Source organism: Pseudomonas coleopterorum (genome assembly GCF_900105555.1).
Taxonomy (GTDB): Bacteria; Pseudomonadota; Gammaproteobacteria; order Pseudomonadales; family Pseudomonadaceae; genus Aquipseudomonas; species Aquipseudomonas coleopterorum.
Genome location: NZ_FNTZ01000001.1, coordinates 1,992,612 through 2,004,038 on the forward strand (window position 1 = coordinate 1,992,612; position 11,427 = coordinate 2,004,038).

The 11,427-nt window shown below is 65.7% G+C and carries 10 protein-coding genes; 6 read left to right on the plus strand and 4 right to left on the minus strand.

Translation table 11 applies throughout. The annotated features are described in order from the left end of the window. Nucleotides 1–24: 24 nt before the first annotated feature. From BLV18_RS09040 to cysG, 6 genes are read left to right on the plus strand one after another with little or no spacing between them, the layout of a single operon-like run. Nucleotides 25–2,538 carry a DNA translocase FtsK gene (locus BLV18_RS09040; protein ID WP_090357871.1) on the plus strand — a complete coding sequence of 838 codons (2,514 nt, stop codon included), beginning with the start codon at nt 25–27 and terminating at the stop codon, nt 2,536–2,538. A gap of 37 nt (nt 2,539–2,575) precedes the next feature. Continuing rightward, complete coding sequence (lolA, locus tag BLV18_RS09045) at nt 2,576–3,199, plus strand: outer membrane lipoprotein periplasmic chaperone LolA (RefSeq protein ID WP_049860108.1); 624 nt, start codon at nt 2,576–2,578, stop codon at nt 3,197–3,199. 21 nt (nt 3,200–3,220) lie between these two features. Continuing rightward, entirely contained in the window at nt 3,221–4,546 is a 1,326-nt protein-coding gene (locus BLV18_RS09050; RefSeq protein ID WP_090357873.1) for a replication-associated recombination protein A, read from the plus strand. Next, on the plus strand, nt 4,543–4,917 hold the full coding sequence (gene crcB, locus BLV18_RS09055) for a fluoride efflux transporter CrcB (protein ID WP_049860110.1): 375 nt from the start codon (nt 4,543–4,545) through the stop codon (nt 4,915–4,917). The genes BLV18_RS09050 and crcB overlap by 4 nt, the downstream gene beginning before the upstream one ends. 26 nt (nt 4,918–4,943) lie before the next feature. Then, nucleotides 4,944–6,224, plus strand: a complete 1,281-nt coding sequence (gene serS / locus BLV18_RS09060; protein WP_090357875.1) for a serine--tRNA ligase — start codon at nt 4,944–4,946, stop codon at nt 6,222–6,224. Next, on the plus strand, nt 6,225–7,616 hold the full coding sequence (cysG, locus tag BLV18_RS09065) for a siroheme synthase CysG (RefSeq protein ID WP_056842498.1): 1,392 nt from the start codon (nt 6,225–6,227) through the stop codon (nt 7,614–7,616). A 14-nt stretch (nt 7,617–7,630) separates the two neighbouring features. Here cysG and BLV18_RS09070 read toward each other — a convergent pair whose 3' ends face one another. Genes BLV18_RS09070 through BLV18_RS09085 form a run of 4 tightly spaced genes read right to left on the minus strand, consistent with a single transcriptional unit; the run spans nt 7,631 to nt 11,416 of the window. Beyond that, entirely contained in the window at nt 7,631–8,449 is an 819-nt protein-coding gene (locus BLV18_RS09070; protein WP_090357877.1) for an ABC transporter ATP-binding protein, read from the minus strand. Beyond that, complete coding sequence (locus BLV18_RS09075) at nt 8,446–9,492, minus strand: FecCD family ABC transporter permease (RefSeq protein ID WP_090357879.1); 1,047 nt, start codon at nt 9,490–9,492, stop codon at nt 8,446–8,448. Before BLV18_RS09075 ends, BLV18_RS09070 begins: the two co-directional genes overlap by 4 nt. Beyond that, a complete protein-coding gene (locus BLV18_RS09080) occupies nt 9,489–10,508 on the minus strand; it encodes a FecCD family ABC transporter permease (RefSeq protein ID WP_090357881.1) in 1,020 nt (339 codons plus the stop codon). Before BLV18_RS09080 ends, BLV18_RS09075 begins: the two co-directional genes overlap by 4 nt. Nucleotides 10,509–10,522: 14 nt before the next feature. Next, a complete protein-coding gene (locus BLV18_RS09085) occupies nt 10,523–11,416 on the minus strand; it encodes an ABC transporter substrate-binding protein (RefSeq protein WP_090357883.1) in 894 nt (297 codons plus the stop codon). Nucleotides 11,417–11,427: the final 11 nt, after the last annotated feature.

Consider the following 11,427-nt stretch of genomic DNA (forward strand, 5'->3'; position numbering starts at 1 on the left):
AACAGGCGCAGGAAATCAAGCGTTTTGAAGAAATCCACTGCCTCATCCGCTCCCGCATCGGTGCCTGTCTGGCGTCAGCAGATGCACTACCGCCTCAAGGAAGGCGCCCTGATCGCCATGGGCGCGCTGTGCCTGTATCTGTGGATGGCATTGTTGACCTACGACCAGACCGATCCGGGCTGGAGCCATACCAGCAGCAACATGGACCAGGTGCAGAACGCTGCAGGCCGCGCCGGTGCGTTCGCCGCCGATATCCTGTTCATGGTGCTGGGCTATTTCGCCTACATCTTCCCGCTGTTGCTGGCGGTGAAGACCTGGCAGATCTTCCGTCAGCGCCATGAGCCCTGGCAGTGGAGCGGCTGGCTGTTCTCGTGGCGCCTGATCGGCCTGGTGTTCCTGATTCTTTCCGGCGCGGCGCTGGCGCATATTCATTTCCATTCCGCCGGCAGCCTGCCGGCGTCAGCTGGGGGTGCGCTGGGCGAAAGCCTGGGCAACCTGGCGCTCAATGCCCTGAACATCCAGGGCAGTACCTTGCTGTTCATCGCGTTGTTCCTGTTCGGTCTGACGGTGTTCACCGACCTGTCCTGGTTCAAGGTCATGGACATGACCGGCAAGATCACCCTCGATCTGCTCGAACTCATGCAGGGCTCCGTCACCCGCTGGTGGGCGGCGCGCGCCGAACGCAAGCAGCTGGTGGCCCAGCTGCGCGAAGTGGACGAGCCAGCCTACGTTGCGCCGCGGATGAGTGAACCGCGGGATCTGGCCAAGCCCAAGCCCGCTCGGCCTTTGCCGGTGGAACCGACGCTGTCGAGCCAACCGAGTCCGCCGCCTCGCCCCGTGGCGCCGATCATGCCGGCCGCCTCGGTCGCAACCAATCCTGCACCGGCTCAGATCGCGCCGAGCCAGCCTGCGCGAGCTGCGGTGCCGATCAAGCCGTTGAGCGAAGAAAGCAGCCTCGGCGCATCCAGTGCCAAGCCTGCCGAGCAGAGCGCGCGGGTGCAGAAGGAGAAACAGGCGTCGTTGTTCGTCGACAGCGCCGTGCAGGGTACGCTGCCGCCGATTTCCATCCTCGACCCGGCCGAACAGAAGAAGGTCAACTACTCCCCTGAGTCGCTGGCGGCCGTCGGGCAGTTGCTGGAGGTCAAGCTCAAGGAATTCGGCGTGGAAGTGACCGTCGATTCCATCCACCCCGGCCCAGTCATCACCCGCTACGAGATTCAGCCTGCGGCCGGCGTCAAGGTCAGCCGGATTTCCAATCTGGCCAAGGACCTGGCGCGATCGCTGGCCGTGTTGAGCGTGCGGGTGGTCGAAGTCATTCCCGGCAAGACCACCGTGGGTATCGAAATCCCCAATGAAGACCGGCAGATCGTGCGCTTCTCCGAAGTGCTGTCCTCGCCCCAGTACGATCAGGCCACATCGCCCGTCACCATGGCGCTGGGTCACGACATCGGCGGCAAGCCGGTCATCACCGACCTGGCGAAGATGCCGCACCTGCTGGTGGCCGGTACCACCGGTTCCGGTAAGTCGGTGGGCGTGAACGCGATGATCCTGTCGATTCTGTTCAAGTCGGGTCCTGAAGACGCCAAGCTGATCATGATCGACCCCAAGATGCTCGAGCTGTCGATCTACGAAGGCATTCCGCATTTGCTGTGCCCGGTGGTCACCGACATGAAGGACGCGGCCAACGCGCTGCGCTGGAGCGTGGCCGAGATGGAGCGGCGCTACAAGCTCATGGCCGCCATGGGCGTGCGCAACCTGGCGGGCTTCAACCGCAAGATCAAGGATGCCGAAGAGGCTGGCGAACCGCTGAGTGACCCGTTGTACAAGCGTGAAAGCATTCACGACGAGGCGCCGCTGCTCAAGACCCTGCCGACCATCGTGGTGGTGGTGGACGAATTCGCCGACATGATGATGATCGTCGGCAAGAAGGTCGAAGAGTTGATCGCCCGTATCGCCCAGAAGGCCCGTGCTGCCGGTATCCACCTGATCCTGGCCACCCAGCGACCGTCGGTGGATGTCATCACCGGCCTGATCAAGGCCAACATTCCGACCCGTATGGCGTTCCAGGTGTCGAGCAAGATCGACTCGCGGACCATCATCGACCAGGGGGGCGCCGAACAACTGCTGGGTCACGGTGACATGCTCTACATGCCGCCAGGCACCAGTCTGCCGATTCGCGTCCACGGCGCCTTCGTTTCCGACGAAGAAGTGCACCGCGTGGTCGAAGCCTGGAAGCAGCGTGGCGTGCCGGATTACAACGAAGACATCCTGGCTGGCGTCGAGGAGGCCGGCAGTGGCTTCGAAAACAGCGGCGGCGGTGACGGTGACGACAGCGAGAGCGATGCGCTCTATGACGAAGCGGTGAACTTCGTCCTCGAGAGCCGTCGCGCGTCCATTTCGGCGGTGCAGCGCAAGCTCAAGATCGGCTACAACCGCGCGGCGCGGATGATCGAGTCCATGGAAATGGCCGGTGTGGTTACGCCGATGAATACCAATGGCTCGCGCGAAGTGATCGCGCCGGGCCCGATGCGCGACTGATGCAACGCTCGCGCCTTACCCTAGAACGAGGATTCCCATGCGCCTGATTCGCATGCTGTTGGTTTCTGCTTTGGCTCTGTCCAGCCTGTCGGTGCATGCCGACCAGAAGGACGTCGCGCGCTTGACGCAACTGCTGGAAAAGTCCCAGACGTTGACCGCCCGCTTTTCCCAGCTGACCCTGGATGGCAGCGGTACCCAATTGCAGGAAACCGCTGGTGAGATGGCCCTGCAGCGCCCTGGCCTGTTCAACTGGCACACCGATGCGCCCCAGGAACAGTTGATGGTTTCCGACGGCAAGAAAGTCTCGCTGTGGGACCCGGACCTGGAGCAGGTCACCATCAAGAATCTCGACCAGCGCCTGACCCAGACCCCGGCACTGCTGTTGTCTGGTGACGTGTCCAAGATCAGCCAGAGCTTCGACATCAGCGCGAAGGAAGCCGGTGACGTGATCGATTTCGTGCTCAAGCCCAAGACGCGTGACACCTTGTTCGACTCGCTGCGTCTGTCGTTCCGCAAGGGCATGATCAACGACATGCAGCTGATCGACAGCGTTGGCCAACGCACCAATATCCTGTTCATGAACGTCAAGGCCAACGAGCCGATCGCTGCCAGCAAGTTCAAGTTCGACATCCCCAAAGGGGCGGACGTGATCCAGGAATAATTCGAGGTCGATTGCCAGCCCATGGACCTGTTTCGCAGCGATCCCATCGCCCAGCCGCTGGCTGCCCGCCTGCGCGCAAGCAACCTGGACGAATATGTCGGCCAGGAGCATTTGCTCGCCCGTGGCAAGCCGTTGCGCGAAGCGTTGGAGCAGGGCGCCCTGCACTCGATGATCTTCTGGGGGCCGCCGGGCGTGGGCAAGACCACCCTGGCGCGGCTCCTGGCGAAAGTCTCGGACGCGCACTTCGAAACCGTCTCGGCGGTGCTCGCCGGGGTCAAGGAGATTCGTCAGGCGGTCGAGTTGGCCAAGCAGCAGGCCGGCCAGTACGGCCGTCGCACGATTCTGTTCGTCGACGAAGTGCATCGCTTCAACAAGTCCCAGCAGGATGCCTTTTTGCCCTATGTGGAAGACGGCACGCTGATCTTCATCGGTGCCACCACCGAGAACCCTTCCTTCGAGCTCAATAACGCCTTGCTCTCGCGGGCTCGTGTCTACGTGCTCAAGAGCCTGGACGAGGCGGCCCTGCGGCGTCTGGTCGATCGCGCGCTGAATGAGGAGCGGGGTTTGGGCAAGCGTCGACTGCGCTTGGGTGACGAAGCCTTCGCCATGCTCATGGCGGCCGCCGACGGCGATGGGCGCCGCGTGCTCAACCTGTTGGAGAATGCGTCGGACCTTGCCGAAGACGGCGAGGAAATCGGCACCGACCTGTTGCAGAGCCTGCTGGGCGACACCCGTCGCCGTTTCGACAAGGGCGGCGAGGCGTTCTACGACCAGATTTCGGCCCTGCACAAGTCAGTGCGCGGTTCCAATCCGGATGCGTCGCTGTACTGGTTCGCGCGCATGCTCGACGGTGGGTGCGATCCGCTGTATCTGGCGCGCCGTGTGGTGCGTATGGCCAGCGAGGACATCGGCAATGCCGATCCGCGCGCGTTGCCCCTGTGCCTGTCGGCGTGGGACGTGCAGGAGCGCCTGGGCAGTCCGGAAGGCGAGTTGGCCGTGGCCCAGGCGATCGTCTACCTGGCGTGCGCGCCCAAGAGCAATGCTGTGTACATGGGCTTCAAGGCGGCCATGCGCGAAGCCGCCGAGCACGGTTCCCTGGAAGTGCCGCTGCACCTGCGCAACGCTCCGACCAAGCTGATGAAGCAGTTGGGCTATGGCGACGAGTACCGCTACGCCCACGACGAGCCCGACGCCTACGCGGCCGGCGAAGACTATTTCCCCGAACAACTGAGCCCGCGCCACTACTACCGACCCGTGCCTCGCGGCCTGGAATTGAAGATCGGCGAGAAGCTCAAACATCTGTCCAGCCTGGACGACAACAGCCCCCGACGGCGGAGAACCGAGTGATCCCGACCATCATCGCGGTCTCCCTCGGTGGGGTGGTCGGCACCTTGCTGCGGCTGTTTACCGCCACCTACATCAATGCGAACTGGCCACGCCTGTTCTATACCGGTACGCTGGCCGTCAATATCGTCGGCTGCCTGATCATCGGCTACCTGTACGGCCTGTTCATGATTCGCCCGGACATTCCGGTCGAAATCCGTTCGGGACTGATGGTGGGGTTCGTGGGCGGCCTGACCACCTTTTCCTCATTTTCGCTGGACACCGTGCGCTTGCTCGAAAGCGGCCAGGGACTGGTTGCCATGGGCTACTGCGCAGTGAGCGTATTCGGCGGCCTGCTGGCCACCTGGGCCGGCCTGGCACTGACTAAAATCTGACCAATACTGATAAACGAGAGACCGACATGCTCGATTCCAAACTGTTACGTAGCCAGCTTCAGGACGTAGCGGATCGCCTTGCCAGCCGTGGCTATGTCCTGGATGTGGCACGCATCGAGGCGCTGGAAGCCCAGCGCAAGACCGTGCAGACCCGTACCGAGCAACTGCAGGCCGAACGCAATGCGCTGTCCAAGTCCATTGGCCAGGTCATGAAGAGCGGCGGTGACGTCGACGCGTTGAAGGCGCAGGTCGAGTCCATCGCCGAGGAATTGGGCCGCGGCAAGGTCGAGCTGGAGCAATTGCAGGGTGAGCTGGACGGTATCGCCCTGGGCATTCCCAACCTGCCCCACGAATCGGTCCCGGTCGGCGAAGGCGAAGACGGCAACGTCGAAGTCCGTCGCTGGGGTACGCCTGCCACGTTCGACTTCCCGGTTCAGGACCACGTCGCGCTGGGTGGCAAGACCGGCGGCCTGGATTTCGAAACGGCGGCCAAGCTGTCCGGTGCGCGCTTTGCCATCATGCGTGGCCCTATCGCTCGCCTGCACCGTGCCCTGGCGCAGTTCATGATCAACCTGCACGTCAGCGAGCATGGCTACGAAGAAGCGTACACCCCGTACCTGGTCCAGGCACCGGCCTTGCAGGGCACCGGCCAGTTGCCCAAGTTCGAGGAAGACCTGTTCAAGATCAGCCGTGACGGCGAGGCCGATCTGTATCTGATTCCAACGGCCGAAGTGTCGCTGACAAACATCGTGGCCGGCGAGATCCTCGACGTCAAACAGCTGCCCCTCAAGTTCGTTGCCCATACACCGTGCTTCCGCAGCGAAGCCGGTGCGTCGGGGCGCGACACCCGTGGCATGATCCGCCAGCACCAGTTCGACAAGGTCGAGATGGTCCAGGTGGTCGAGCCGTCCAAGTCCATGGAAGCGCTGGAAAGCCTGACTGCCAACGCCGAGCGGGTGTTGCAGGCCCTGGAGCTGCCGTACCGCGTCCTGGCGCTGTGCACCGGCGACATGGGTTTCAGCGCCGTGAAGACCTACGATCTGGAAGTCTGGGTGCCGAGCCAGGACAAGTACCGCGAGATTTCCTCGTGTTCCAACACCGGTGATTTCCAGGCGCGCCGCATGCAGGCCCGCTTCCGTAACCCGGAAACCGGCAAGCCTGAACTGGTGCACACCTTGAACGGCTCGGGCCTGGCGGTCGGTCGTACCCTGGTGGCGGTGCTGGAAAACTATCAGCAGGCCGACGGCAGCATCCGCGTACCCGAGGTTCTCAAGCCTTACATGGGCGGCCTCGAGGTCATCGGCTAAATGGAGTTCCTACCGCTTTTCCACAAGCTGCGCGACAGCCAGGTCCTGGTGGTGGGCGGGGGCGAGATCGCCCTGCGCAAGTCGCGCCTGCTGGCCGAAGCGGGCGCGGTGCTGCGCGTGGTTGCGCCGAGCATCGATCCGCAACTGGCCGAGCTGGTGCGCGGCAGTGGCGGACAGATGCTCGACCGAGGCTACCTGAGCCACGACCTGGACGGCTGTCAGCTGGTAATTGCCGCCACCGACGACGAACCACTCAACGCCCAGGTGTCGGCCGACGCCCGCGCGCGCTGCGTGCCGGTCAACGTGGTCGATGCCCCGGCGTTGTGCACGGTGATCTTTCCAGCCATCGTCGATCGCTCGCCGTTGGTGGTGGCGGTCTCCAGTGGGGGTGACGCGCCCGTGCTGGCCCGTCTGATCCGCGCCAAGCTGGAAACCTGGATTCCCTCGACCTATGGCGAGCTGGCCGGCCTGGCGGCGCGCTTTCGGCAGAAGGTCAAGGCGTTGTACCCGGACGTCACCCAGCGCCGTGCGTTCTGGGAGGAGGTGTTCCAGGGCCCGATCGCCGACCGCCAACTGGCCGGGCAGGGCGCCGAGGCCGAGCGCATGCTGCAGGCCAAGGTCGACGGCGCGCCACCCCATGCACCCGGTGAGGTCTACCTGGTGGGCGCGGGACCGGGCGATCCGGACCTGCTGACCTTTCGCGCCCTGCGCTTGATGCAGCAGGCCGATGTGGTGCTGTACGACCGCCTGGTCGCGCCGGCGATTCTCGATTTGTGCCGCCGCGACGCCGAGCGTGTGTACGTCGGCAAGCGTCGCGCCGAGCACGCCCTGCCGCAGGAACAGATCAACCAGCAGTTGGTGGCGCTGGCCCAGCAGGGCAAGCGTGTGCTGCGCCTCAAAGGCGGCGACCCGTTCATCTTCGGTCGTGGCGGTGAAGAGATCGAAGAGCTCGCCGCTCACGGTATTCCCTTCCAGGTGGTGCCCGGCATCACTGCGGCCAGTGGCTGTGCGGCCTATGCCGGGATTCCGCTGACCCACCGCGACTACGCGCAATCGGTGCGCTTCGTCACCGGGCACCTCAAGAACAACACCAGCGACCTGCCCTGGCACGATCTGGTGTCACCGGGGCAGACGCTGGTGTTCTACATGGGCCTGATCGGTTTGCCGATCATCTGTGAAGAGTTGATTCGCCACGGGCGTGGCGCGGATACACCGGCGGCGTTGATCCAGCAGGGCACCACGGTGAACCAGCGGGTGTTCACCGGTACTCTGGCGGATCTGCCGCGCATGGTTGCCGAGCACGAGGTGCACGCTCCGACCTTGGTGATCGTGGGTGAGGTGGTGGTTCTGCGGGAAAAACTCGCCTGGTTCGACGGCGCGCAATACCGCTGAGCAGGGGCTGCCGATCAACGCCTGCGCACGGCGGCGATGATCGGTGTGCCGCTGTGCGGATCACGCAACAGCTCGCACTTCACGCCGTATAGCCGTTCGATCAATGCCGAGGTCACCACCTCTGCCGGTGGGCCTTCGGCAACGATCCGCCCATCGTGCATGGCCACCAGATGATCGGCGTAGCGGCAGGCGCTGGAAATGTCGTGCACCACCATGACCACGGTCTTGCCGGCGGCGGCGAGGTCGTGGATCAGTTCGAATACTTCAATCTGATGGCCCAGGTCCAGGGCAGACGTCGGCTCGTCCAGCAGGAGCAGGGGTGTGGCCTGGGCGATCGCCATGGCGATCCAGGCGCGTTGCCGCTGGCCGCCGGACATCGACTCCAAAGGGCGGTCGGCCAGCGCTTGGAGGTCGGCGGCCGCCAGCGCGGCCTCGACGATACGCTGGTCGTGCTCGGACCACTGGCGCAGCGGGCCCTGATGGGGTTGGCGACCGAAGCGAATCAGCTCCCGGACCGTCAAACCATCGGGCGCCGAAGCGTCCTGAGGCAACAGGGCCAGGCGCTGAGCGACCTGCCGCGTCGGCAGGCGGGCGATGTCCCGGCCGTCGAGCACCACCGCGCCGTGGCTGGCCTTGTGCAGCCGACAGAGCCCGGCGAGCAGGGTCGACTTGCCGCACCCGTTGGGGCCGACGATGGCGGTGACCCGTCGCATGGGCACGTCCAGGGACAGGCGCTCGATCACGGATGTGCGGCCATAGCCCAGGCTCAGGTCCTGCGCGTTCAGGCGGGCAGGTTCAGCGTTGGCATCCAGCAGGGCCGGGTCCAGACTCATGGGGTGCTCCGTACGGGTTGGCGGATCAGGATCCACAGCAGATAGGGGCCGCCGACGACGGCGGTGACGATGCCCACTGGAATTTCCACCGGCGCCAGGACGGTACGGCCACTCCAGTCGGCGCAGACCATGAGCAGGGCGCCGGCCAGCCCGGCATTGACGACGGCGACGCCGCGGTGTCCGGACAGGTAGCGCGCCATCTCCGGCGCAGCCAGTGCGATCAGTCCGACCGGCCCGACCACGGCCACGGCCAGCCCGGTCAGCAGGACTGTCAGGGCCAGGGTCAGCAGGCGCACCCGTGCTACGTCGATGCCCAGGCCGCGGGCCACGCTGTCGTTGAAGCGCAGGGTGGCCAGTGCCCGGTTCAGTCCTTTCGCGCAGGGAATTGCCAACAGCAACGCAATGCCCAGCACCTGCACCGCCAGCCATGGCCGGGCACTGAGGCTGCCGACGGTCCAGGGGTAGGCCTGGTTGGCGCTGTCGAGGTCGGTGCGCGCGAGCATCAGGTTGGTCAGCGCGCCAAACACCGCCCCGACGCCAATGCCCACCACGATGAACCGATACCCCCGTGCGCCGCTGCCACCGGCCAGACCGAAGGCCAGCGCGGCGGCGGTCATGGCGCCGATCAGTGCCAGGGCGGGCGGTGCGAGGCTGGTGGGCACGGCCACGATCGAGGCGACGGCGAACGCCGTGGCACCGTCGTCGATGCCAATCACGCCGGGGGTGGCCAGGCGATTGCGCGCCAGCGTCTGCAACAGGCAGCCGGCGATGCCCAGCGCGGCGCCGGTAAACAGCCCGGCCAGCAGTCGCTCCAGCCGCAGTTCGCGGACCAGGAAAACCTGCATCGGCTCACCGACCCCGAACAGGGCACGCACTGCGGTGATGGCGTTGATGTCGGCTGAACCGCTGGCCAGACTCAGCGCGCCGGTCAGCACCAAGGCCAGGCTCAGGGTCAGGCCTGCCAGACAGGCACGCCGGTCTACCAGCACCGACCAGTTGCCGCTGCTCAGCAGCCAGTGGCCTGGAGGGATCGAGCGCTTCACAGGCGCGGCATCCGCTGTCCGCGAACCACGGCGATCAGAATCGGCGCGCCGATGAACGCGGTGATGACCCCGATGGGCAGTTCATAGGGGCGCACGGTCAGGCGCGAAATGATGTCGGCGCTGATCAGTACGCAGGGGCCGAGCAACAAGGCCGGTAACAAGGTGCGGCGGATGTCCGGTCCGACCAGGCGGCGTGCCATGAACGGCACGATCAGGCCGACGAAGCCGATTGGCCCCGCCGCCGCAGTGGCCGTACCCACCAGTATCGCCACGGCAACCAGGGCCCACATACGGGTCAGTTGCGGATGGTGGCCTAGCCCGGCGGCCACGCGCTCGCCCAAGGCCAGGCTGGCCAGTGGCCGAATAGCCGGAAGCAACAGCAGCAATCCGCCGATCACACCGGGCAGGCTCCAGAGCAGGGTATCGCCGGAGCGACCGGCGAGGGCGCCGATCACCCAGAAGCGGATCTCGTCGGCACTGCGCTGATCGTGCAGCAGGATGAGCGAAGTCAAGGCCGCCAGTAGGCTGCTGAACGCTGCACCCGCCAGCACCAGCCGCACCGGGTCGTCGCCGAGGGTGCCGACGCGGCTGACCAGCAGCACCAGCGCACAGCCCACCAGCGCGCCGGCGACGGCAACGCCGAGGTTGACCGTCGCCGAGCTCGCGCCCAGGGCGACGGCGATCACCACGGCCAGCGAAGCACCGGCACTGACGCCGAGCATGCCGGGCTCAGCCAGGGGGTTGCGCGTGGTCGCCTGCAGCACGAGGCCCGCCGCACCCAGCGCGGCACCGACCAGCAGGCCGAGCAGGGTTCGCGGCCAACGCAGCTGGAACAGCACGAAGCGCTCCTCGCTGCTGCCCTGGCCCGACAAGGTGGACAGCGCACGCCAGGGTCCGGTGTCGCCCGCCCCCAACAGCAGGCTCGCCAGCATGACGAGCGCCAGCAGGCCGGCACACCGATACACCCTCCAGCGGTAGCGGTTGACCAGGGTTGGCGCGGGCAGGGTGTGGGTCATGAACAGAACCGGGCCTAGGGGGCGAGGATGCGCTGCAGGTCGTCCAGCACCTGGTGCGCGGCCAATGGCCCCGAGCCGCTGGCCCAGACCTGACCGTCGACGGTCGCCACATGGTTCTGCCGCACGGCGTGCAGACGCGTGAACGCCGGTTGCTGGCGTGCCGCTTCCAGGGCGCTGGCACCGTCGGCGTTCAGGCTGGCGACGAACAGCCAGTCGGCGTCGATCCGGCTCAGGTTTTCCAGGCTGAGGACATCGCTGTGCGGCCCTTTCAGGCCGTCGGCCAGTTCGGTGGTCCGCAATCCGACCTTGTGCAGCATCTGCCCGACGAAGATCCTGCCGGACATGGCGATCGGGCCTTGCGGGTTCCAGCGCACCACGGAGATTCGCTGTTCGGCGGGTAGACGCGCCTTGAGCTCGGCGGCGCGCTGGTCGATGGCGGCGAGCACTTGCTCCCCTTGCGCCTGACGATCCAGGGCCAGCGCATAGAACGCGGTGGTGGCCTGCCAGTCGTTCATGCTCGAGTTCTTCGACGCCACGGTCGGTGCGATGCGGCTATAGGTGGCGAACAATTCCTGACTGACGCCGGCGGGCGCCAGGATCAGGTCGGGCGCCAGTTTGAGGATCGCCTCCAGATTCGGCGCTCGCGCCGTACCGACGATCTGTGGCTGGCCGGCGCGTTCCTGCAGGTAGGCCGAGACCTGATCGCTGCCGCGGGTCGAAACGGTACCCACCGGTTGCACGCCAACCGCCAGCGCGGCGTCCAGGCTGCTCTCGTCGAGGGTGATCACCCGAGTGGGCGAGCCTTGCAGGGTGACGGGCCCATAGGGCGTGTCGAGGGTGCGTGGTGCGGCCAGCGCCCAGGTGCTGGCGAGCAGAGTGCAGAGCGCGAGGCAAAGGGGCTTGAGCATGGTTCAGACTC